19 protein-coding genes are annotated in these 23,698 nt (G+C 36.2%); 16 read left to right on the top strand and 3 right to left on the bottom strand.

Features of this window, described 5'->3' with window-relative positions; genetic code table 11:
* Positions 1 to 2: 2 nt before the first annotated feature.
* The 8 genes from RHTP_RS06995 to RHTP_RS06960 all read left to right on the top strand — a co-directional run bounded on the left by RHTP_RS06995 (position 3) and on the right by RHTP_RS06960 (position 10,170).
* On the top strand, positions 3 to 1,463 hold the full coding sequence (locus RHTP_RS06995) for an O-antigen ligase family protein (protein ID WP_138107412.1): 1,461 nt from the start codon (positions 3 to 5) through the stop codon (positions 1,461 to 1,463).
* Positions 1,464 to 1,489: 26 nt separating this feature from the next.
* On the top strand, positions 1,490 to 2,980 hold the full coding sequence (locus RHTP_RS06990; protein WP_138107411.1) for a lipopolysaccharide biosynthesis protein: 1,491 nt from the start codon (positions 1,490 to 1,492) through the stop codon (positions 2,978 to 2,980).
* A 14-nt stretch (positions 2,981 to 2,994) separates the two neighbouring features.
* Positions 2,995 to 4,110, top strand: a complete 1,116-nt coding sequence (locus RHTP_RS06985; RefSeq protein WP_138107410.1) for a glycosyltransferase family 4 protein — start codon at positions 2,995 to 2,997, stop codon at positions 4,108 to 4,110.
* Positions 4,111 to 4,232: 122 nt separating this feature from the next.
* The gene (gene gmd, locus RHTP_RS06980) at positions 4,233 to 5,273 is read left to right on the top strand and encodes a GDP-mannose 4,6-dehydratase (protein WP_138107409.1); all 1,041 of its coding nucleotides are present in this window, start codon (positions 4,233 to 4,235) and stop codon (positions 5,271 to 5,273) included.
* 23 nt (positions 5,274 to 5,296) lie between these two features.
* Positions 5,297 to 6,367, top strand: coding sequence for a glycosyltransferase family 4 protein (locus tag RHTP_RS06975; RefSeq protein ID WP_138107408.1), 1,071 nt, complete (start codon positions 5,297 to 5,299; stop codon positions 6,365 to 6,367).
* Positions 6,364 to 7,476, top strand: a complete 1,113-nt coding sequence (locus RHTP_RS06970; protein WP_138107407.1) for a glycosyltransferase — start codon at positions 6,364 to 6,366, stop codon at positions 7,474 to 7,476. Before RHTP_RS06975 ends, RHTP_RS06970 begins: the two co-directional genes overlap by 4 nt.
* Complete coding sequence (locus RHTP_RS06965) at positions 7,448 to 8,836, top strand: mannose-1-phosphate guanylyltransferase/mannose-6-phosphate isomerase (RefSeq protein WP_138107406.1); 1,389 nt, start codon at positions 7,448 to 7,450, stop codon at positions 8,834 to 8,836. Before RHTP_RS06970 ends, RHTP_RS06965 begins: the two co-directional genes overlap by 29 nt.
* Entirely contained in the window at positions 8,833 to 10,170 is a 1,338-nt protein-coding gene (locus RHTP_RS06960) for a hypothetical protein (protein ID WP_138107405.1), read from the top strand. Before RHTP_RS06965 ends, RHTP_RS06960 begins: the two co-directional genes overlap by 4 nt.
* Here the strand turns inward: RHTP_RS06960 and topA are convergent.
* On the bottom strand, positions 10,133 to 12,685 hold the full coding sequence (topA, locus tag RHTP_RS06955; RefSeq protein WP_138107404.1) for a type I DNA topoisomerase: 2,553 nt from the start codon (positions 12,683 to 12,685) through the stop codon (positions 10,133 to 10,135). The two genes, RHTP_RS06960 and topA, sit on opposite strands and share 38 nt — an antisense overlap.
* A gap of 546 nt (positions 12,686 to 13,231) precedes the next feature.
* On the opposite strand from topA, the gene RHTP_RS06950 reads away from it, so the two are divergent.
* The 3 genes from RHTP_RS06950 to RHTP_RS06940 all read left to right on the top strand — a co-directional run bounded on the left by RHTP_RS06950 (position 13,232) and on the right by RHTP_RS06940 (position 15,928).
* Positions 13,232 to 13,984, top strand: a complete 753-nt coding sequence (locus RHTP_RS06950; RefSeq protein WP_138107403.1) for a hypothetical protein — start codon at positions 13,232 to 13,234, stop codon at positions 13,982 to 13,984.
* Positions 13,985 to 14,081: 97 nt separating this feature from the next.
* The gene (locus tag RHTP_RS06945) at positions 14,082 to 15,137 is read left to right on the top strand and encodes a glycosyltransferase family 32 protein (RefSeq protein ID WP_138107402.1); all 1,056 of its coding nucleotides are present in this window, start codon (positions 14,082 to 14,084) and stop codon (positions 15,135 to 15,137) included.
* Positions 15,134 to 15,928 carry a hypothetical protein gene (locus RHTP_RS06940; protein WP_138107401.1) on the top strand — a complete coding sequence of 265 codons (795 nt, stop codon included), beginning with the start codon at positions 15,134 to 15,136 and terminating at the stop codon, positions 15,926 to 15,928. The genes RHTP_RS06945 and RHTP_RS06940 overlap by 4 nt, the downstream gene beginning before the upstream one ends.
* On the opposite strand, the gene RHTP_RS06935 is transcribed toward RHTP_RS06940, so the two are convergent.
* Both RHTP_RS06935 and RHTP_RS06930 read right to left on the bottom strand, forming a co-directional pair.
* Positions 15,925 to 18,036, bottom strand: coding sequence for an ATP-dependent helicase (locus RHTP_RS06935; protein ID WP_138107400.1), 2,112 nt, complete (start codon positions 18,034 to 18,036; stop codon positions 15,925 to 15,927). The genes RHTP_RS06940 and RHTP_RS06935 overlap by 4 nt on opposite strands.
* Positions 18,037 to 18,166: 130 nt before the next feature.
* Positions 18,167 to 19,003 carry a hypothetical protein gene (locus RHTP_RS06930; protein ID WP_138107399.1) on the bottom strand — a complete coding sequence of 279 codons (837 nt, stop codon included), beginning with the start codon at positions 19,001 to 19,003 and terminating at the stop codon, positions 18,167 to 18,169.
* A gap of 222 nt (positions 19,004 to 19,225) precedes the next feature.
* Between RHTP_RS06930 and RHTP_RS06925 the strand changes: the two genes are divergently transcribed.
* The 5 genes from RHTP_RS06925 (at position 19,226) to RHTP_RS06905 (ending at position 23,662) form a co-directional block, all read left to right on the top strand.
* Entirely contained in the window at positions 19,226 to 20,449 is a 1,224-nt protein-coding gene (locus RHTP_RS06925) for an exo-beta-N-acetylmuramidase NamZ family protein (RefSeq protein ID WP_138107398.1), read from the top strand.
* Between the two features lie 111 nt (positions 20,450 to 20,560).
* Positions 20,561 to 20,860, top strand: a complete 300-nt coding sequence (locus tag RHTP_RS06920) for a co-chaperone GroES (RefSeq protein ID WP_138107397.1) — start codon at positions 20,561 to 20,563, stop codon at positions 20,858 to 20,860.
* A gap of 28 nt (positions 20,861 to 20,888) precedes the next feature.
* Entirely contained in the window at positions 20,889 to 22,556 is a 1,668-nt protein-coding gene (gene groL / locus RHTP_RS06915) for a chaperonin GroEL (protein ID WP_138107396.1), read from the top strand.
* A 268-nt stretch (positions 22,557 to 22,824) separates the two neighbouring features.
* Positions 22,825 to 23,142 carry a hypothetical protein gene (locus RHTP_RS06910; RefSeq protein WP_138107395.1) on the top strand — a complete coding sequence of 106 codons (318 nt, stop codon included), beginning with the start codon at positions 22,825 to 22,827 and terminating at the stop codon, positions 23,140 to 23,142.
* A gap of 1 nt (position 23,143) precedes the next feature.
* Positions 23,144 to 23,662, top strand: a complete 519-nt coding sequence (locus tag RHTP_RS06905; RefSeq protein WP_138107394.1) for a hypothetical protein — start codon at positions 23,144 to 23,146, stop codon at positions 23,660 to 23,662.
* Positions 23,663 to 23,698: the final 36 nt, after the last annotated feature.

Below are 23,698 nucleotides of genomic sequence, written 5' to 3'. Positions count from 1 at the left end.
ATATGCTTATTCAAAGACCATTTTATTTTTGGATTCAGAGATTGCTCTATTTATTCTCCAATGCTGTATTGATTCTTCTCTTTTTACTTCTTCCTTTTCAAAAAAGATTCCGCGCTTTTTTGAGCGAATTTTCTGATCGAATGGTCCCTGACGGTTTAGTTTTGCCAGATTTTTTTTATCGCCATATTGAATTTTTCCCAGGTGATTTAGTCATTTTTGTACTCGTATTACTTGTCCTTTTACAAGCGCCAAAAACCTTAGGTAGTAAATTATTTACAGCACCTGTTCGGTGGCTTGTTTTATTTTGTCTGACTGCTTTTTTTTCGATTGCTCTTTCTCCTGCTCGTCATTATTTGCTGCAGTATGTGCGTCTTTTACAGTTCTCGACGATGATTTTGCTTTTTTGTGCTATTGAATATATCGTAGCTCAAAATAGAATTCGTCAACTTATCAAATGGATTGCTTGGACAGTTGTCATTACGATAGGGATACAATGTATTATTGCTTGTATACAATATTTTTCTCAGAGTCCACTGGGGCTTCATAAAATGGGAGAGCCTCCTTTACATTGGTTCAGTTTTCCCAATCCAGGGAAACAACGTTGGATTTTTGATCAATTCTCTCATTTTCAACTGCCTTTAAATGTGCTTTATCGAGCAACAGGGCTCTTTTCTCATCCTAATGTGTTCGGAGGTTTTTTATTTTTCTCCCTCTTGAATGCATCTTATTTATATGTCATTCATCAGGAGAAGTGGATTAAATGGGTATTAATACCGCTTATTTTCCTGCATTTTCTCGGTTTAAGTATTTCTTTTTGTAGAGCTGCGATGATTGCTTGTATTATAGGGACAATCATTTGGACGGTTATTCAATATTTTTGGATGGAAGATTTTTCTTATAGAAAAGAAATGAAGAAGGTTTGGTTGCTTTTTTTTATAAGTAGCATTATTTGCTTAGCTCTTTTTCAGCAGCAGTTTTTTAATAGAGGGGGGATTATAAACTATAATCAAGTGGCCCAATATGCAGACGAAGAGAGAATTGTTTACCAAGAAGTAGCTTTAAAAATGATCAAAGCAAACCCTTGGCTTGGTATAGGATTTAATAACTTTCAACTCTTTAATGACCCCATTCAATTTGGGCTTTTTCTCTGTGCAAAAGTACACAATATTTATTTGTTAGTTGCAGTTGAAACAGGAATTATCGGATTTATATTCTTTGGGGCCTTTTTATTTTCTATCTTAAAAAAAGCTATTCAAAAACCTTTTTCTCAAGAACAAGCAGTTTTTTTGAGTATATTTATAGGGTTCTTATGGATTGGGTGTTGCGATTATTATTTTGTAGAACAGATGTATGGAAAAATCTTGTTTTTTACTTCTTTGGCATTACTTAACGCTATTGCTCAGAAGACAACTATCTTACAGCCTTATCATTTGAAAAAGAGAGCTTTTTTACCAAGATCATGAGTAAAAATCATTCTAGAATCAATTTAATGGCAAATTTCTGCAACAAAGCTTGTTCGGGGCTGATTCTATTGGTTTGTGTGCCTTTTTACTTGAAGTATCTAGGAATAGAAGCTTATGGGATTACCGGTTTTTATCTATTGCTAAGTTTCCTGCTAGTTCCCATTGAAGCAGCCATTGGTACAACCATTAACCGTCAAATGGCTCAGCTTACAGCAGTAGAAAATACAAGAGCAGAAGCAGCTGATCTATTTCGATCCTTAGAAGGAGTATATTGGTTTATTTGCCTATTGACGGGTCTTAGTATTAGTTGTTTATCAAACTCGATTGCCTATAACTGGGTGCATCCTGTACATCTTTCCTTAACTGAGGTTGCTCAGGCAGTTATTTTAATGGGAATCTGTTTGAGCTTTCAATGGCCAAATTCTCTGTATTTCAGCGCTTTGATGGGCTTGCAAAAACAAGTACTCGTAAATTCTGTTCAAGTATTTTTTACTTTTCTTAAATCAGCAGGAGTAATCGCAGTACTTGCCTTTATTGAGCCTTCTTTACGTGCTTTTTTTATTTGGCAGTTGATCATTGTCATCTTGCATACACTAACCTTTGCTATTCTATTATGGAAGTACATGCCTCAAGACAGGGGTTTTTTTAGAGCGCATTTTTGTGGAAAGCTTTTAAAGCAATCATGGCCTTTTATTTCTCAGACTTTTTTTTTAACACTAACAAGTACATGTATTGTTTCCTTGGATAAGCTTTTTGTAAGTAGGTACGCTTCTTTAGAAGTATATGGTTACTATATACTTGCTTATAATCTATCCAATGGACTTTACCTAATGATTCAACCTTTCTTTTATTCTCTATTTCCTAGGTTCTCTCAGTTAATTGCACAAAAAAAACTAGTGGATCTCTGTAAACTATATGAAAACTATTCTCAAGTAGTAGCTGTTTTGGTTTTGCCTTTAGCCATTTTATGTGTTTGTTTTACTAAAGAGCTTATTTTTATTTGGGTTCGCGATCCGCAAATAGCAGAAAAAGTAGCCCCTATCCTCCGCCTTTTTATTTTAGGAACAGCCTGTAATGGATTAATGAGCTTACCCTTAGCCCTGCAGTACTCTTTTGGATGGTTAAAAGCAATAATTTGGCAAAACATCATCACATTAACTCTTTTATTTCCGGTAATGTTCTTATTGTATGAGAAACTAGGAGTGCTTGCAGTTGCCTCAATTTGGTTTATTCATAACTTATGTTCTCTTTTGATCCTTCCTATTATTCACCGCAAACTGATGCCAAAAAGTAATAAAAATCATTGGATAAAGAAGATATGTATTCTTCCTCTAATTGCACCACTTGCCTTGAATATTTTAGCAATGAATTTTTTACCAAAGATTGAATCTTTATATTTCCTAGTTACCGTTTTAAGTTGCCTAGGGATAGGATCTATCATTTTTTCTTTTTGTTTAACCTCTGTTTTTAGAGATTGGATAAAAACAAGATCTTCTCCAAAAATTTTAATAGAGTAGGGTTGAAAAAAAACATGAAAACAATTTGTGTAGATGCGCGCATACTGCCTATTTTTGGTATGGGCTCTGTCTTAAGACAATTATTATATCTCTTTAGAGAACAACCTATTCGCTGGAGAGCTTTGGTAAATAAAGATTGCAAAGATTTTTTATGGGATTGGGTTGAGCCAATTTGGGTTGACTATAGAATTAATTCGATGAAGGAGCAAATATATTTACCTTTTCATGTACCCATTTGTGATTTGTTCTGGTCCCCTAATTACAATATTCCTTTACTTCCCACTTTAGCAAGAAAGAGAATGGTAACAATGCACGATATTTTTTGTTTTACTTATCCTGTAAAAAAGCCTTCTTTAAAGCTAGCTTGTGCAAAGCATCTTTTAAAAAAAGCAGCTCGACTATCTCATACAGTTATTACTAGTTCTGCTTTTTCCAAACAGGCAATTTGTAAATATACAAAGGTTCATGAAAGTAAAGTTCAAGTTATTCCTCTTGCGGTTGATAAATCTGTTTTCTTACCCACCTCCAATTTAACACATGCAAAACAGATTCTTTCTGAAAATTATCACTTGAAAAAAAAATTCCTCCTATATGTAGGCAGGCTTGCTACGCATAAAAACGAAAAGTTTTTATGTAAAGCCTTTGAGAGGCTGCATCTCTTAGGATTTAAAGACATTGATCTTGTTTTTGTGGGAAAATATCAAGGATGTTCTGAGCAACAGCTGCTTAAGCAACAATTGCTGACAGAGTTCCCCGCGGTAAAAAATCATATGCATTTTATAGGACCGATTTCGGAAGAACATCTTGCTTATTTTTATCAAATAGCGGAATGTCTGATTTTCCCCTCCACCCATGAAGGATTTGGCTTGCCTCCCTTAGAAGCAATGTCTTCTGGATGCCCATGTATTGTATCTAATGCTACTTCGATACCTGAAGTGTGTAAAGAGGGTGTTTTGTACTTTAATCCTTATGATTTAGAAGCCTTTTTGCCTATTCTCATAAATTTTTTGCAATCTCCCAAACAAAAAGAGGAATTGAGAAGTAAAGGATTACAACAAAGTAAAAATTTTTGTTGGCTACAAACCTCTCAACAATATCTCTCTGTTATTGATAGCTTGATTACTATTTAAGCGATTTATTTGAGGAAACATTATTTTAGTCTAGGTAAACAGGCTTGTATGCTCTAAAGCTTTATCTATAATTGTTACTGTGTAAAAATGATTCTAGCATTTTATCGAAAAGGAAAAGGCTTATGAAAACGGTGCTTATTACAGGAATAACAGGGCAAGATGGATCTTATTTGGCAGAGCTTTTATTAGAGAAAGGTTACAAGGTACATGGAATGGTGCGAAGATCTTCCTCTTGTAATCTACAAAGAATTTCTCATTTGCTTGAAAGTCTACATTTACATGAAGGAGATCTTACCGATTCAGGTAATGTGGAAAGCGTAGTTAAATCCGTTCTACCAGATGAAATCTATAACTTAGCAGCTATGAGTCATGTGGGCACTTCTTTTAAAATGCCTATATATACGGCAGATGTGGATGCTCTAGGAACAATGCGTTTACTCGAAGCAATGCGCAGGACCTGTCCAACATCGAGATTTTATCAAGCTTCTACTTCAGAATTATTCGGTAAGGTGCAGGAAACCCCTCAGACAGAAAAAACTCCTTTTTATCCTAGATCTCCTTATGGGGTAGCAAAACTCTATGCTTATTGGGCTGTTGTTAATTACAGAGAAGCCTGGGATTTATTTGCGTGTAATGGGATTTTATTTAATCATGAAAGCCCACGGCGAGGAGAAAATTTTGTATCTCGCAAAATTACACTAGCAGTAGCTAAGATTATGCATAACCAACAGAAAAAACTACAGCTTGGTAATCTAGATGCAAAAAGAGATTGGGGTTATGCTAAAGACTTTGTAGAAGGCATGTGGCGTATACTGCAGCAAGATACTGCAGAAGATTTTGTATTGGCTACAGGAGAGACTACAAATGTCAGAAATTTTGTAGAGCTAGCTTTTCAGGAAGTGGGTATTACTATTGAATGGATAGGACAAGGATTAGAAGAAAAAGGGATTGATTGTCGAACAGGACGTATATTAGTAGAAATCGATCCGCAACTTTTCCGTCCTTCAGAAGTGGAACTACTCATAGGAGATCCTGCTAAAGCTATACAAAAAATGGGATGGAAACCCAATACCTCTTTAAAAGAACTGGTTAGCCTTATGATAGATAGCGATTTAAATCTAGCAGCACGAAGCACTGAAAAAGAAACCGAGGTTTGCTTTTGAAGAAAGTTTGTGTGGATGCAAGGATGCTTGTTCATTCTGGTATCGGTACTTATTTAAAAAACATATTGAAACATTTAAAAAAAGCTCCCATACACTGGTATGTTTTCATTCATCCCCATCAAAAGGGCGCTTATTTTGATGGAATGGAAGTGATTCCCATTTCTACGCCGATCTATTCGCCAATAGAGCAAATAGATTTTGCTAGGAAAATTCCCCCTTGTGATCTGTTTTGGTCTCCTCATTTTAATGTTCCTATTTTCCCTATTTCCTCTAAGAAAAGATTAACTACTATTCATGATCTATTTCATTTAGCCTATCCTAAACTATTGAATCGATTAGAGCGTTTTTATGCGGGTTTTTTGATCAAACAAGCAGCTTATCGATCTGATCAAGTCATTACAGATTCTCATTTTTCAAAGAGCGAATTGTGCAAATACACCAATATTGTAGCAGATAAAATAGAGGTGATTCCTCTGGCGGTTGATTTAGATAGATTTTCGCCTAACAAGCAGAATCATCAAATACGAGAGAAATTTAAAATCAAAAAAAAGTTTTTGTTGTATGTAGGGAATCTCAAAGTTCATAAAAATATACAAGCGCTGCTTTTAGCTTTTGATGTGTTGGATAAACAAGGTTTTTCTGAAGTAGATCTTGTTTGTGTGGGCAATTCAAAAGACATGAAACGCCTTGATGATTCATATGTTAAAGAAACCCTGCAGCATTTAAAGCATCGAATACATTTTGTAGAGAATGTTTCAGATGAAGAGCTCGTTAGCTTTTATAGGACAGCTGAGCTGATGATATTCCCTTCCTTATATGAAGGATTTGGCCTCCCTCCTTTAGAAGCCATGGCCTGTGGTTGTCCTACTATCTGCTCTTATGCCGCATCTCTGCCAGAGGTTTGTAAAACAGCAACACTCTACTGTAATCCTTATAACTATCGACATATAGCACAGCTTATTGAAAAAGTACTTGTAGATGCGGATTTAAAACAGCAACTGATTGACAAAGGATTAGAACTTGCAAGGACCCTAAGCTGGGAAGTATCCGCGCAAAAACATTTGGAAAAAATCAATCAGTTAATTGAAATATGACAACAGCAATTGTTTATGATTGGCTTGTGGAATCAGCAGGTGGGGAAAAAGCTCTAGAGGCTATTTATGAGCTTTACCCCTCTCCTGTCTACACTCTTGTTCATAATAAAAAGACATTTAAACCTACCTTTTTAACGAAAGAGATCCATACTTCTTTTATACAGAAAATGCCTTTTGGATCTAGTTGCCATCGTTACTATCTTCCTTTTTTTCCTTTAGCAATCGAACAATTTGATCTAAGAGATCATAATCTAGTGATTTCTCTTTCACATGCAGTAGCAAAAGGGGTATTGACTCATCCAGACCAGTTGCATGTGTGTTATTGTTTTACTCCCATGCGTTATGCCTGGGATTTGATGCATTGTTATTTAGAAAGAGCAGAGGTATGGCAAAGAGGGTTTGCTCGGTTTGCTCTTCATTATTTACGTAGTTGGGATATTGCATCACTCAACCGAGTTGATCATTTTGTGGCAATTTCTCATTATATCGCTCGCCGCATTCATAAACTTTATGGTAGAGAATCATCTGTGATTTATCCTCCAGTTGATGTTGAGCGTTTTTGTATACAAGATAAAAAAGAAGAGTATTTCATCACGGTTTCTCGTTTGGTGCCTTATAAAAGAGTAGATCTGATAGTGAAAGCTTTTTCTTACCTGCCTCAGCATAAACTTCTTGTGATTGGTAGCGGTCCTGAAATGAAAAAAATCAAGCAATTGGCTACTAAAAACGTAGAGATCTTAGGTTATCTGCCCGATGAGATCATGCATTCTTATGTAGCTAAAGCAAAGGCTTTTATTTTTGCTGCTGAAGAAGATTTTGGGATTTGTGTTGTAGAAGCGCAAGCAGCAGGGGTTCCCATCATTGCCTTTGGGAAAGGAGCGACATTAGAAACCGTTATAGAAAATCAAACAGGAGTTTTTTTTGAAAAACAGCAAGTGGCTAGTTTATTAGATGCCATTGCTTGCTTTGAGAAAAAAGAATTTGATCCAAATAGAATTTATCAACATGCGCAAAAGTTTAACAGAAAGAGATTTCATGCGGAATTTCGCGCTCTCATTGATAAAAAAACCGAGGAAAAATATGAAAGCCATCATTTTAGCAGGCGGTAGCGGAACAAGATTATGGCCTTATTCTCGTAGAGAGATGCCTAAACAATTTTTACATTTTGGGGAAAAGCGTTCTTTATTACAAAAGACAATTGAGCGATTTATTCCTATTATTGACCCAAAGGATATTTTAATTGTAACCAGCCAAGGTTATTTTCATTTAGTGAAAACACAAGCAATGGAAATTTCTTTTCATTTGGAAAATCAGATTTTAATAGAACCAGAACAAAAAAACACAGCGCCTGCTATTGCACTTGCTATTTGTTACTTAACCTCTTTCTTAGAAGTTTCTCCTCAGGAATGTGTTTTAATTTGTTCCTCAGACCATCTGATTTCCCCTCAGGAGATATTCATCAATGCTTTAGTCGGAGCGGAAAAAATCGCGCAAGAAGCAAGAAATGTGATTTTTGGTGTGCGTCCTAATAAACCAGAAACAGGTTATGGTTACATTAAATTAGGCGAGCAAGATCAAGAAAACATCTATCATGTGGATAAGTTTGTAGAAAAACCCGATTTTGCTCTAGCGCAGAAATACCTACTTTCAGGTCAATATTTATGGAACGCTGGTATTTTTCTATTTCAAATTAAAAATCTTATGGAAGAACTTCAAAAGTATTGCCCAGAAATTGGTATGAGAATTTCAGGGGATTTCAAAGAGTTTGTAACTAGTTTTTCTGAGCTACCAAGTCTTTCTATTGATTATGCCTTAATGGAAAAATCCACTAATACAAAAGTTGTGCGCTTAGATCTTAATTGGTCAGATGTAGGATCTTGGGATAGTGTGTATGATTTTCTAGAAAAAGATCAGCATAATAATGCAAAAATGGGAAACGTTTTAGATATAGATACCAAAAACTGTTTAATTATGGGAAACAAGCGTTTGATTTCTACTATTGGGTTAGAGGATTTAATCGTTGTGGAAACTGCAGATGCATTATTTATTGGGAAAAAAGGAGAATCTCAAAGAGTAAAGGCTTTAGTAGAACAGTTGCAAAAGCAAGAGGCTAAGGAATCTTATTTACATCCTACATCACACCGTCCTTGGGGTCATTTTACTGTATTAGAAGAGGCAGAGCGCTATAAATTAAAAAGAATCGTAGTGGAGCCTAAACAACGGCTCAGTTTGCAAATGCATTATCATCGTAGCGAACATTGGGTAGTGGTAAAAGGAACAGCTAAGGTTACAATTGATCAACAAGAAACTATTCTGTCTGAAAATGAAAGCATTTTTGTGCCTAAAAGAGCAATCCATCGCCTAGAAAATCCTGGTAAAGTGTTACTAGAGTTGATAGAGGTTCAAGTAGGTGAATACGTGGGAGAGGATGATATTATTCGCCTGGAGGATATCTATCAAAGAACATGAGTACATTACCAATTCGCTTAAAGTCTTTTCGAGCTATCAATTTTTTCTGTGTTTTCTTGTTTATCTATTTTATGACTATTCCTGCAGAGCTTTTACATATTAAAATCTCTTTATTTAAGTTAAGAGTAAACCATGTATTAGCGCTGTGGCTTTTTGTGACGCTTTGTCTTTCTCAAAACCTGCGGGTTGCCGATCGAAAATTATTTATTGGCTTTCTGCTTCTTCTCTCTTCGTTTATACTATCTGCTATTCAAGGCATTTATCCCTATCGAAGCTTTGGTTATGTATTTATTGCGCTCTTTACTTATGTCATATATTTTCTACTTCCCTTGAATTTGATGTTATTATTCGATACTCAAAAAATATTACGACTTTACTTTGTTTCTTTTTTGTTTGTAGGAATGCATGCAGCCTTGCAACTATTTCTTTCAACTGTGGGAATTATTGATCCTTTTGTAAAACAATATGTAAACCCAAGCATGGGAGCAGGTCTTGCAAGAGGGCAAGCAATGGCTTATGAACCTTCCTTTTACGCTTTATACGCTATTCCTTTTGTAGTTTACGCGAATACTAAATATCTATTAACAGCTAGATGGAGTTTTAGTTCTTTTTTAAAGTTAATGGGGATTAATCTATTATTGTTACTATCGACTTCAACGGGCGCTTTTTTTTCTTATTTTGTATTTTGTATTATAGGATTTTCTTGTAGCTATTTGCCTTTAGTCCAAAAAATAGTAACGGGATTGCGCCGTAATCTATTAGTCTTTATGAGTGGTTTTAGTTTAATCTTTTGTACAATAGGGCTGTTTTTTCAAGATTTATTCATACATACTTTTTATAAATTTTTTAAAGTGGGTTTTTTTTCGCATTGGTCTTTTTTAGAGCGTTGGAAAGGAATTGTAGATGCTTGGAATGCTTTTTACCAATTTCCCCTATTTGGCCTAGGTTTAGGCGGAGTTGGCTACTATCAATGTATGCATGCACACGGGCTAGATAAGCTTCAAGTCCCAACATTAGAGCTCATAGAGCTATTTGATCCGACTAATATGTTCACAGAAATGTTAGCTAGTTTAGGCTTATATGGATTACTGGCATTTAGCTATTTTGGGTGGGTGATCTATCGAATAGCATACAAACTACTTAAAAATCCTCTTATTTCTTTAGAAGAAAAAAAGACAACTGTAGCTCTTTTACTCTCCGTTATTGTGATGTTCATTTGTCTACAGTTTAATCAGGGGATTTTTCGTAGCTATATTTGGACTCATGTTGGCATTTTTGTCGGCTATTGTTTAAAAACTATTGCAAATGCGGAGTCAAAAGACCAGCTAATTTAAGCATATCAATCGGTTCTTTTGAGCCAAAGACTTTAGCTAATTTGGCATCTGGGATAATCAAGCGTTTATTTTTTTTATCTTGGCAGTTATGTGTTTTGATATACTCCCACATCTTTTTAACCACCTCGGGGCGAGATAGCTTTTCTTCTTTGACAACTGCTTGCAGTTCTGAAGACAATGTATATAGATGTGCATTTTTTGTAGTTTTTTTGACGGCTTTTTTAACTGTTTTTTTTGTGGAAGAACTTTTTTTTCCTTTTTTTGGTTTTTTAGAAACATAAGGGGTTTTGGGGTGATCCACATATTTTTCAGTGAGTTGATCCAGATTATTGATGATTACATCGCAATCTGGATAGTTGGAACAGGAAAAAAAAGGTTTGCCAAAACGAGAACGGCGTTGCACCATTTTCCCGTCACATCCTAAAGCAGGGCAGGTAGGCAGGTCTTGAGCTGGAATTTCATCTTTTTTAGGGATATTCACAATCCCCTTACACTCTGGGTATCGGGAACAGCCTAAAAAAGTACCAAATCGACCATAGCGAATTTTCATAGCACTTTCACATTTAGGACAGAGTTGATCCCAATTAAAGTTAGGGTCGTAGTCTCCTTTATTGAAATTTAAGGCTTCTAAAGGAGTAGTAAAATTACAAGCAGGATAGTTAGAACAACCATAAAAATATTTATTACGCGCCCAGATTTTTTCCAATTTATGACCACAATTAGGACAATCGATATCTGTAGCCACTCGTGGAACAAAGGCTTCTTTTTCAGCAGCTACTACAAAAGGAATAAATCTTTCCCAAAAATCATGAAGTAATACTTTCCAGTTTTTATGATTATAGGCAATTTCCTCTAACTCATCTTCCATTGCAGAAGTAAAGCCTACATCCATAATCATTTTAAAGTTTTCTTCCAACATTTGCGCAATGACTCTTCCTAGCTCTGTTGGTTTAAGAGAGCCTTTTTCTTTAACCGTATAATCCCTACTTTGAATTTTATTCATGATGGTTGCGTATGTGGAAGGGCGACCAATTCCTGATTTTTCTAGTTCTTTAACAAGAGAGGCTTCTGTAAAGCGAGGAGGAGGACGAGTAAAAGCTTGCTGGGCATCCACATCAAGCAGAAGTAAGGGTTGGCCTTCAACCAAAGAAGGGAGCATCTTTTCATCTTCTTGCCGCTCTTCTTTTTCAGAGACATCTTTCTTTTCTTCATAGACGACTAAGAATCCAGAAAATTTAAGAGTGGATCCTGTAGCTCGCAGCAGCATGTTTTGATTGGTTATGATATCGCAGGAAACCGTATCGTAGATGGCTGGGTTCATTTGAGAAGCTAAAAAACGACGCCAAATCAGTAGGTATAATTTGTATTGATCAGTTGTCAGATAGCTTTTAAGTTCCTCTGGACTATATTGCAAGCTAGTAGGTCTTATAGCCTCGTGTGCGTCTTGGGCATTTTTTTTACTCGAATACTGTTTTCCTTGATCAGGAAGAAATTCCTTGCCATATACTTTGGTAATATATTTGCGGGCTAAGTCAATTGCTTCGGGGGCAATACGGACAGAATCGGTACGCATATAAGTAATTAACCCCTCAGCTCCTGTATTGCCAAGATCAATTCCTTCATAGAGGCCTTGTGCAATATTCATAGTGCGCGATGCGGAAAATCCAAAATGCCGACTCGCTTCTTGTTGCAAAGTAGAGGTAATAAAAGGGGGTACTGGATTGCGTTTTTTCTCTTTTCTTTCAACAGATTGCACTTTATAAGAAGAATTTTGTAGTTGAGCTACAATCTTATGAGCTGCTTCTTCATGATTAATAAGGATGCAATCTTTACCAGGCACTGCTTCTTTTTCTACTTTTTTCCCGTCGATTGCATGCAAGCTAGCATAAATTGGAGTGCTGTTTTTATCTGTTTGTAAAATAGATTGAATATTCCAATATTCAACAGGAATGAAAACTTCAATTTCCTTTTCTCTATCAACGACTAACTTTAACGCAACGGATTGAACACGGCCTGCAGAAAGCCCTCCATCGCGCGCGCCTTGTACTCGTCGCATGAGAATAGGTGAAATCTTATATCCTACAATTCGATCGAGCAACCTGCGTGCCTGTTGCGCATCTACGAGACCTTGATCAATCTGACGAGGATGCTTTAATGCCTCCGATACGGCTTCTTTAGTAATTGCATTAAAAGTGACTCGTTTAAATTTAGTTCCTTTAGGGAGAATAGAAGCGATATGCCATGCAATGGCTTCTCCCTCTCTATCAGGGTCTGGAGATAAGTAAACAATACTTACCTGTTTTGCTGCTTTTTTTAAGCGATCAATTACATCCTTTTTATCGGGCATAATTGTGTATTGTGGCTCAAAGTCATTCTCGACATCAATTCCAAAACCCTTTTGGGGCAAATCGCGTATATGTCCCAATGAGGATTCGAATAGGTAGTTTGATCCTAAGAGCTTTCTTAAGGTTTTAATTTTCGCCGGAGATTCTACAATAATTAATGCTTTTGTCATTATAACCTATGTATATCTATTTTAAACCAGCAGTACAACAAGACTGTTTTAAAAGACAAGTCACAAAATTGATTAAAAGTGGGCAGCTTAAGTGCTATGCTTGTCAAAATCAAGATAAATTTCTCCTAAGCCGTCTTAAAACTTTACTATTATGGAGTTGAAAATATATATAAATTTTTTTTTGGGGTATAGGTTTTTAAAAAAGATCATTTTTAAATCAAGTCATAGAAGACATAGATCCTTAAGATATGGGAGCCGTAAGGGCTGTTTCAGAGATTTTTAGCATCTCCCATTTAAAGTAATGTGTTTAAGAATACTTTATTGATGTTCTATTTTTTTGTAATAAATTAGTTTATATTGTTTTTATATATTATATTATTATAATAGATATTCTTATTGTTATATATCAAAAATTCATTTAATTAAAAAAGATTAATTAATCTTTAATTCTAAAAAATATACAAAAATATGTTTAAATTATATTAAAAACTCTTCTTTTAAATTTAAACTTCTACGATCCCTAAACATAATGAGGAAATAACTACAATGAAGCCTATCTGTCCTTTCACGCCAACATCAAATCTAATAATAGAAAGGTCGCAAATTACACTGGATTTAGTCTCAAAAGATGTAAAGAAAGTTGTTTTTAAAAAGATGGGAAAGAGCATTGAGTCTGGTCAAGTTCAATGTCTTACATTTACATTTAGCGTGTTATCCAAAGTTCATATATATGAAAACTTAAAAAATGTTTTGCAAGAGGCTATGGGTAAGCAATCTATTTCTAATCAGACTAGGCATGCGGAATCAGATGCGGTGGAAAATCAATCAAAAGTCCCGTTAAATTTATCCTCAAAAAACGTAAAAAATGCATTTTTTGAATCTATGACAAGTCATAAAAATGAAAGTGGCGTTACTTCTCTTACATTTATCTTTACCACTCTATCTACAGACCCTATATATGAAGAAGTAGATTCTCAAAGAGAGAGTAAAGGTTCCGAAAAAAATAATCCTCCGCCTATTCCTTGGGCAACGCATCCTGCTAGGTGGGGTATTCCTCACCCTCCTTACGAGCTAGTAACTAAAAGAAAAAATCCTCTGGAAAAAATCATGGGATTTTTTCATAAGTGTTTTCCAAAAAGATCTTTTCCGGTACCTCAAGCTCGGGATACTTCATATGCTTTTGATAGTGGTTGTGAGTGCGGTGTAGGTTTAAATAAAGCTCTGACAATCGAAAAGGAGCATATTTATGAAATACCTCGCCAGTTTGAGCCTGTTATTTATCTGAAAGTACTCCCTTAAAGTAAAAAGAATAAGACTGATTTTTCCTATAAGTCTTGACGGCAAACAGAGAGGATTATTACTCTTGAAGTAAAATTCTTTTTTAAGGAAAAATTTTATGGCTAAACGCCTTTTTATTTTTATGATACTTTTTTTTTGTTCTTCGTGTAATTCACAAAAAAATATCATTGTAGTAGATGACTTTGAAAGCTTAAGTGGTAAGCATACCCCTGCTTGGAAGTATATTAAAACCAAAGAAGATTTCGAATATTTAAATCTTTTTTCCCATATGTATGAGCAGCGTAGGCCTTTACTAAAAGATCCCGGTGTGCCTTATCGCATCCCTAAGACGATTCATTTTATTTGGCTTGGTCCAAAGTCATTTCCATTAGCTTCTGTGGAGAATGTACGTATGTGGATGGCAAAGCATCCAGATTGGGAGATAAATTTTTGGACAGATCGTAATCGACCATCTCCTTGTCCGGGAATGAAACAACGTTTGATAAACAGTCTCTCTTTTACGCAATTGCGGGATTATTTTGTAATTTCTGATAACTATGGAGAGCAATCCGATCTATTGCGCTATGAGATTTTATTTCAAGAAGGAGGGATTTATGTCGATCACGATGTAAAATGTTTTAAGGAATTTGATTTGCTAAATCGAGCTTATGATTTTTATTGCGGTATTGATATGCCGTATACAAGTAGTTTACCGTCTTGTATTTGTACTACAAATAGTTTAATTGGAGCAAAACCTAACCACCCTATCTTAAAGCAGTGTATGGATTTATTGACTAATAAGTGGGATATAATCCAAGAGGAATATCAGGGGAGCGATCGAGATGCTACACTGAATCGCGTTTTACATCGTACTTTTTGGCTATTTGGAGAGGCGGTAAAGAACAAAAACAATCAAGGAGAGAATCAAGATATTGTCTTTCCGGCTTATTATTTTGATGCGCCAAAAGATGAGTTAGCGATTTTTGCACGGCATCAATATGCAGGAAGTTGGCATGAGACAGAGTCTGTATTTGAGAAGATGGTTCGTAAAAAGCTGGTTGTGATTTGCAAAAAGCTGAATCAAATGTATCTTTGTTTTGGTATTCTAGGGACATTAAACATTTTGGGCTTTATAGGGCTTTTCCTCTTCATGCGTAGGTTGTCAAGAACGTGATTAATGATGAAAAGTTAAGGGAATACAATTTCCATGGTTTTATCCCTGGCCCTCAAGAGAAAGTATCTGTTTTTCTTAAAAGAGCAGACTTAGCTAAGTACCAGAGATCTTCTCATCAAGCAATAGCCATTGTGCAATACTTATTTGATGTTTGCCCAAGTTGGGTAAAAATTGAGCCCACTAATCGATTACATCTTTGGGAAGCTGCTGCTACCTATATAGAAGAGAGTCAGGGTATTTTTACTCCCATTGTGCAAATGAAAAAAAAGGGAGTCCCTTTCTGGTGCTCTCAAGAAGAAATCCTAGCACATGAGCTTATTCATGCTACGCGAATTGCTTTTAAGGAGAGCCTTTTTGAAGAAGTATTAGCGTACAAAACCTCGCGTAACTGGCTTAGGCGTTATTTTGGTCCTATCTTTTTTCATCCAAGAGAAGCTGTACTATTTTTATTTTTTTTGGTTGGAATTTGGTGTTATCAGTTAGGTTATTTGTTTTTTTTCGAGGATTTACCCAGTCTAACTTTATGGATTCCTTGTATTCTAGCAGGGTTATTAATCATAAGGGTTGTGATTGTGCAAACCATTTTCTCCTTATGCCTTAAAAAAATCTACAAGCTTCTAAAGCAGCCTGATAAAGCACTCGGCTTTGCTTTAAGACTCAGTGATAGAGAAATCATCGATTTCGCTTTTAAATCTCTTGATAAAATGCAAAAGTATATAGGCAAAGCAAAAGAAAAAAGCTTACGTTGGTATATGTTAGCTCTAATATATCCGATTAAAAATAGATATTAATCAGCTGGAAGTAATTTTGCATACTTTGCAACTAAAGAGCGTAGTGTTTTAGATTGAGAAAAGAATACATCGTATGTTGTGCCAAGGGATGTGTTGTATTGCTTTTGGATAATTCCTAAACCAAAGTCCTTGTGAAATACTCTATCTCCTTCCTGAAATTTTTTTTTCTCTACTTGTTGGTGGGTGTAGGTTTCTATGGGTTTTTTACAAGGCATTTGAATAAATGCAGAAGGGATTTCGCTTAAGAATCGACTGGGTCTCATTATTTTAGCTATTCCCCAGAGATGGCGTTGACGAGCTGCTGTCAGGAACAAAAGGTCTTTAGCACGTGTCATGCCTACATAGCATAATCTACGTTCTTCCTCTAAAGCATCAGGATGACCGACTGCGTTAATATGAGGGAGCAACTCTTCTTCTAGTCCTACCATAAATACGCAAGAGAATTCAAGGCCTTTACCATTATGTAAAGTCATAAGACGAATATGATCGTTCTGTTCTGGTTTCTCTGGGCTAGATTTAAGAGTTAGCTCTTCTAAAAACTGAGCTAAAGAAGCTTCTTTGTTTTCTTCTTCCCATTCTGTTGCTTTGGTAATCAACTCTTCTATATTTCCTCTTCGATCTTGGTAGCTATCTGGATCTTCACGTAGGTAATCAAGGTAGTGGGATTGGTGAATAATTTGTTCAATGAGCAAAGAGAGTTTTGTCTTTTGCAAAGCACTTTTTTGCAGTGAGAGAATCAGATCGATGTATTCTTTTAGACCCTGCAGCTGTTTAGCAGAGAGCTTACAGGGAATTTGATTATTGAGAATGCCTTGAATACACGTTAGGATGTTGACTTTACACTTTTCTACCACTTCGCGTAATTTTTGAAGAGTCGTATCCCCTAATCCTCGTTTTGGTAGATTAATGGTACGCGAAAAAGCGATAAAATCTGTGCTAGCCAAAGTCATGCGCAACCAAGCTAATATATCTTTGATTTCTTTTCGTTGATAAAAGGAGAGTCCTCCAACGATTACATAAGGAATATTTTCTTTTAGTAGATAGTCCTCAAATAGACGAGATTGAGAGTGCGTGCGAAAGAAAATAGCACATTCATTTAAACTCATTTTCTGGTCTATGTGCAGTTTATGGATCTGAGAAATGACAAAACGAGCTTCTTCATATTCATTGTCAGCAAGATACAGGGTAATTTTTTCCCCCTCTATTCTCTTGCTCCACAGGTTTTTAGGATATCTTCCTTGATTATGTTGAATCAGAGAGTTTGCTGCTTTTAAAATGAGAGAATGGCTACGATAGTTTTCTTCTAAAGCGATGACTTTAGCTCCTGAAAAATCTTTTTCAAAATTTAGGATATTGTGCACATTAGCACCTCTCCAAGAATAAATGGATTGGTCAGGATCTCCAACTGCAAAAACGTTATTGTGATGAGCTGCTAATAGACGAATCAAAATGTATTGTGCCATATTAGTATCTTGATATTCATCAATTAAAATAAAGGACCAGCGCCTCTGATATATATCTAAAATCTGACTGCTTGTTTTAAGTAAACCCACGGTTAAATATAGCAGGTCATCAAAGTCAAGTGCATTGTATTCTTTGAGCTTTTGTTGGTACATTCCGTATACTTGACAAAGAGGCTTTTCATCAAAAGGGATGTTTTCTGGTTGGGTCAATGCATTTTTTGCTTGAGAAATCTGCGTTTTTAACGTTTTAAGAGTAGCTTTGTCTTCTTTTAGCCCCAGTGTTTTTAAGCATTCTCTAATGACTTTTTCGCTATCTTCTTCATCATAAATGGTAAAATCACTGCGGTAATTCAAGTGAGTGATCGATTCACGCAAAATACGTGCGCATAAGCTATGAAAAGTACAAGAGAGTATTGTTTCTTGAGTTAGATGAAAAATCCTTTGACGCATTTCACCAGCGGCTTTGTTGGTAAAGGTCACAGCTAAGATCTCAGAGGAAGGAACGCCTATTTTAAGCAAATGGGCAATGCGATAGGTTACTACTCTAGTTTTACCAGAGCCTGCTCCAGCTAATACAAGTAAGGGTCCTTCAATATGAGTTGCTGCAATACGTTGTTGGGAATTGAGTTGTTCTAGAAAATCCATACCACCGAAACTTAAAATTTTTGAATCGATGATAGGAAATTACTGCTTTTAAACCCAAGTAATCTGATAAATTCTTGGGTTTAAAGGCAAATTAAAACATGTTTTAGAAGGGATAACCGACATACTTGGCTTACATGTCTCTTGGTGCATTTCTATCGCGAGGGTTTATCGTATTGTTGCGATCTCTCATCATATTGTTTCTGCTATCTCTGTAATTACCTTTATTGTCTTTGTAATTACCATCATCCATCATCATCGTGTTGTCATCACAGCACTTTGGTGCTCTTTTGCAGCATGTTTTTGGCTTACAGCACTTTGGTTTTTCAGATTGCATCAATCTTGTAGGCTCGCAGCATCCCTCTGTAGTACAAGCTGGCTCTCTTGTAGGTACGCAGCATCCCTCTGTAGTGCAAGCTGGTGTTCTTGTAGGTTCGCAAGGTTTGCAGCAAGGTTTAGGGCACTTAGGTTTGCAGCACTTAGGCTTAGGGCAGCATGGCGCCTTAGGCTTAGGACAGCATTTAGGCTTGCAGCACTTAGGTTTAGGGCAGCACTTAGGTTTGCAGCACTTAGGCTTAGGGCAACACACTGGCTTAGGCTTAGGGCAGCATACAGGCTTAGGTTTAGGGCAACATACGGGCTTAGGAGCAGGAGCGCAACAGTCATCTCCATTCATACCGTTGTTGTTTGATTCATCATCTGCTCTTTTTCTTCCCCAACGTCTGCTATTATTATCATATCTGTCATCTTTATTATAGACATCGTCTCTTTGCATCATGTCTGCTTGCAGTTGCTTAGCGTTACGTGCTCCAACTAGATCACTTGTATCAGCAAACTCTTTAGAACTGTTCTCTTGGGATATATATCCTTCTTTTTCAAACCCATCGTTCTGAGCAGGAGAGTGATCTCGAGCCATACTGAATGTTGTTTGTAACAAAGCCAATCCAATGGCTAATAAATACTTCTTCATTTTTTTCCCCCTTTAATCCGCATGGGTAATAGTGTTTCTCTATTTCTGGACATTAATAAAAAAGTATTTTTTTTAAAAACATTTTTTGTTGTTTTAGAAATTTATCTAAATTATCTATATAAGATATGTTTAGTTGAATTGCCTTTTTAAGACTCACATATACAGTGTTTTAAAAATAAATAATGGATGATATTTTAGTGTCTGTGATAAAATTAATATAATATGTTTAATTATCAGTTTTTTTTCTTAGCAATTTGGAGTTTTTGCCTTTCTGTAACAGGATTAGAACTGAAATTGGGGGTGGATTGTTTATTTGAAGAGAGCAATATTGTTAAGTTACGAGGCAAAAAACTAGGACTTATTACCAATCAAACAGGGGTTAATAGCAATCTTTCTTCTACCATCGAGTTATTTTTAAACCATGATACTCAGCTCATTGCCTTATTTGCGCCAGAGCATGGTTTATATGGTTTAGAACCAGCGGGAGTCAAAGTAGAGTCGCAAAGTATCAATGGTTTGCCTGTATATAGCTTATATGGAACCACTAGGCGAGCTACTTCAAACATGTTGCAAGGGATTGATTTACTGGTTTTTGACATACAAGATATCGGATGCCGATCTTATACTTATCTTACGGCCCTTTGTTATATTTTAGAAGAGGCAGCTAAACGTAAAATTTCAGTGATAGTGCTAGATCGCCCTAACCCTATGGGCGGCTTGATTGTAGATGGGCCCATGTTAGAGGATAAATGGCGATCTTATATCGGATATATCAATGTTCCTTATTGTCATGGAATGACAATCGGCGAGTTGGCTTGTTATTTTAATCAAGAGTATCACATTGGATGCGATTTAGAGGTAATTCGCATGAAAGGGTGGCAAAGATCGATGTCCTTTAGGGATACGAAGTTATGTTGGATTCCTACAAGTCCTAATATTCCTGAAGCAGAAACCCCTTTTTTTTATGCTTCTACTGGAATTTTAGGAGAATTAGGAATCGCAAATATCGGCATAGGAAGCACTCTGCCTTTCAAAATTGTAGGGGCCCCTTGGATTAATGCAAAGCAGTTTGCTAAAAAGTTAAATGCACAGAAATTACCCGGTGTTATTTTTCATCCCTGCTACTACCGCCCTCTTACAGGGCTTTATCAATCAGAGAACTGCCAAGGAGTTTTATTATTTATTCTCGATCATAAAATTTATAAGCCGCTTAGTGTGCAATATATGATCATAGGTCTTTTAAAAAGTCTTTATCGAGAACAGTTTACAAATAGACTCAAGCAGTTAGGAGCGGAAAGAAAGCAAGTTTTTTGTAAAGCTAATGGAAATGAATACATGCTTGAGGTATTAAATAACGAAGAGTATGTTGCTTGGAAGCTAATCAGCTATCAATTTGAAGATCGTCAAAAGTTCTTGGCAAAACGTGGTGCTTATTTGCTCTATTAATTAGCACTTGTAGCTTTAATTTGCTAAAAAGCGTTCTCTTTGCATTGACAAAAATAGATTGTGTTTTGTAGGATTTGCTATGCAAAATCAATAAAAATTAGGAGTTGTTTTATGTCAGCTAATCATATGCAGCCACTCGGAGATAAAGTTCTTATAAAAAGAGCTGCTGCCAAAAAATCTAAAAGTGGAATTTTATTACCAGAATCCGTGCAAGAAAAATCCCGAGAAGCGGAGGTTGTTGCAGTAGGTCCTGGTAAATACGATGAACAAGGCAAATTAAGACCTATGCACGTAAAAGTGGGAGATTATATTCTTTTTTCTTCCTATGCTGGTACTGAAGTAAAAACAGAGGATGAGCAAGCTGAATATCTGATTATATCTCAAGATGATATTCTCGGAGTTCTTGTTTAAATTTTAAGCCTTAAAGGAGATATGCTATATGGCTAAAATGCTGCAATTTAATCAAGAAGCCCTAAAATCTATTTTAGAAGGGGTAAAAAAATTAGCTAAAGCAGTAGCTGCAACAATGGGCCCCAAAGGTCGTAATGTTGTGATTAATAAAGGAGAAAAATCTCCTCTTTGTACCAAAGATGGAGTAACTGTTGCACAAGAAATTTTCCTCAAAGATCCCTTTGAAAATGTAGGAGCACAACTGGTCAAGCAAGCTTCTAGTAAAACATCAGATATTGCAGGCGATGGTACAACGACTGCAATTGTCCTTGCATATGCTATTTATAAAGAAGGTGTGAAAAATGTGGGAGCTGGTGCGAATCCGATGCTGCTGAAAAAAGGCATGGATAAAGCGGTTGCTCACTTGCTAACCGCTTTAGACAAATTAGCAATCCCTATTACAAGCGATGAAGAGATCAAGCAAATTGCGACAATTTCCGCCAATAATGACGCTGAAATTGGAGAAATTGTAGCTAGGGCCATACAAAAGGTGGGTCAAGATGGCATAATCACCATTGCAGAAGCAAAGGGGATTGATACTGTTTTAACGGTTGTAGAAGGTATGCAGATTGATAAAGGATATCTTTCTCCCTACTTTGTGAATAGTGCTGAAAAAATGCTCGTTGAATATGAAAACCCTTTGATTTTGATAACGGATAAAAAGTTATCACAAGTTAAGGAATTAGTTCCTATTCTTGAAAAAGTAAAAGAAACCAAGCGACCTTTTCTGATTATCGCAGATGGCATGGAAGAAGAGGTACTCACTACTTTAGTTATCAATAAACTAGGAGAATCCCCACTACCTGTATGTGCTATTGAAGCTCCTTCTTTTGGTGATAGGAGGAAAGCTCTTTTAGAAGACATGGCGATTCTTACCGGAGCTACTTTAATCACAGAAAGTCTAGGGCTTTTTGTAAAAGATGCAGGCCTAGAAGTTCTTGGAACAGCAAAGAGCATTAAAATCTCTAAAGATTCTGCTACGATTATTGATGGTTTTGGGGATAAAAAAATTCTTCAAGAAAGAATATCTTTTTTACGGGCAGAGATTGAAAGAGAGACCTCCGACTATGCAAAACAGCATTTGGAAGAAAGGCTATCTAAATTATCCGGCGGTGTAGCTATTATCAATGTAGGAGCCGGTACTGAAACTGCACTCAAAGAGAAAAAAGAGCGTGTTGAAGATGCTCTACATGCAACTCGTGCTGCTGCTAAAGAAGGAATTGTAGCAGGAGGAGGAGTTGCGCTTCTACGAGCTATTAAGGCTCTAGACTCTATTACATCTAGTGGTGATGAGGCAATTGGTGTAGAAATCATCCGTAGGGCTGCATTTGCTCCTGCAGCTGCAATTGCTCATAATTGCGGCAAACAAGGAGACTTAATTGCTGAGAAAGTATTTGAGCAAGCAGGTAACTGGGGCTATAATGGTCTTACAGATCAGTTTAGTAATTTAGTTTTAGATGGAGTCATCGATCCGGTGCGTGTAACTAAAAGTGCTCTTATGCATGCAGCTTCTGTTTCTGGTATGCTATTAACAGTTGCTGCTGTCATTACAGAAACCCCCAAACCCAAATCAAAAGCAGTTCCTTCTATGCCTAATATGGGCGGAATGAACGGCATGATGGGCGGTGGTATGGGTATGGGTGGTATGGGTTTCTAAGTAACCTTTAATCTTACCTCATAAAGGAGTAGCTCTTTTATGAGGTTTTGTTATGCACGTCATTTTCTCTTAAACTCTTCAAGTCCAATTACAAGTTATCTTTTTACAAGCCATGTTGCATTAGAAATATTCATCTCTTCATAAAGATTAATAAAAAAAATTTTTGATAAATAATAAATTTTTTATTTACTTAAAATGTTTAAAGAATTTACCATCGAACAGTGAATTTAAGCAAATATCTTAACTTGCTTAAAATAACAGGTGATATATGGACGCTAAAGAACTGCAAGAGATTGATTTTTTCTTACAAGCAAGCGAGCAATTTATTAAAAATCTTGAAGAAATGAGAGAAGTTTATATCCAATCAGCAGAAAAAGAAGTTCTGCTCGATGAAGAAGCTCCTGTTATGGAAGAGATTATTGATTCTTGGCAGGCTCTTTATCAAAATATAAAGCAACTGCAAGATCTATGGGAAAGAAGATCTTCTTTTCATAAAGATTATAAAGTAGATCTTTTAAATCGCATGAAGCAAGAATCCTCTTTCATATATATGAAATTGCAAAAAAACCTACAAGAAGGAGAATGAAATGTCAGCTATAACCAGTAATTCAGTATTTTCACCAAGTTCAATGGGTGCTATATCAGAAGAGGCTAAAGGTAAAAAAAGTGGAGGGGGCAAAGGAGGAAGCAAACCTGGAGGAAGCAAGCCTAAAGGAAGCAAAACTGAAGGAAGTAAGCCAAAAAATGAGCCGAAGAAGCCTTTTATGATAAAAGGGCCTATACCTCCAAAAGAATTTCGAGATCCTGATATAATTTATGCAGAAACTAATCCTCCTGGTCTCCCTCCTGGCCAAAGACCTTGGGATAAGAAGGAGAACAATTCCTTGCAATCAGAGGAAGCTGCTATTAAAACAGTCATGAGCTGGAAGAGTCCATCTGTATATAGTGCATATGCTAAAAATGCTCGTGGTGCATCTTCTGGTGGGTCTGGGCTCAAAACATATGATGGTGGTAAAGTAATGGCTGTAGGTTCTAGCTCAAATACTGGCTCTAAAGATCTTGCTGTGTGTTCTACCGGTACAAAGGATAGCTGCACTATTTCTTAGAAGTTTCAACCTTAAGATCGCTCTTGAAATAACAAG

Source organism: Candidatus Rhabdochlamydia sp. T3358 (genome assembly GCF_901000775.1).
GTDB lineage: Bacteria > Chlamydiota > Chlamydiia > Chlamydiales > Rhabdochlamydiaceae > Rhabdochlamydia.
The sequence above is the reverse complement of the archived record's forward strand: the minus strand, read 5'-3'. Positions and strand labels throughout refer to the sequence as shown.